The following is a 494-nucleotide window of genomic DNA, read 5'->3' as shown; positions in this document are numbered from 1 at the left end:
GCGTGACGGATGCGGCATTCAATCCGGCCGGCGATCGCATCGTCACCGCATCCCACGACAAGACTGCAGCCGTCTGGGACATCTCCAGCGGCGCCGAAACCGCAGTTCTAAAAGGACATGAAGAGGCCCTGGAGAGGGCTGAATTCAGCCCGGATGGGAGCCGTATCCTGACGGCCGCGAGGGATGGCACTGCACGCCTTTGGGAGGCCACATCGGGAGAACAGCTCTTCATCCTGCGGCCTGTAAGCAACTATCCGACGGCAATCTTCAGCCCGGATGGCACCCGGGTGCTGACGGCGGGGGAGAACAGCGATGCAACGCTCTGGGATGCTCGGACCGGAAAGAAAGTCCTAGGTGTAAGGAGCGACGCATATACGCGTGCTGCTTTCAGTTCAGACGGCCGCAGCTTCGCGACGGCAGGCAGGCATTTTGTTTCGATCTGGAATAGCGCAGACGGCGCGCTGACGCGGTCAATCCGAGTGACCTCCTGGCCC

Annotated in this window: 1 pseudogene; it reads left to right on the top strand. The window is 61.7% G+C overall.

Features of this window, described 5'->3' with window-relative positions:
- Window positions 1-494 (top strand): annotated as a pseudogene (locus tag EN780_RS37430) (hypothetical protein); the annotation flags it as partial.

The organism is Mesorhizobium sp. M4B.F.Ca.ET.089.01.1.1, assembly GCF_004022605.1.
GTDB lineage: Bacteria > Pseudomonadota > Alphaproteobacteria > Rhizobiales > Rhizobiaceae > Mesorhizobium > Mesorhizobium abyssinicae.
This window is presented reverse-complemented; position numbering and strand designations above follow the sequence as displayed.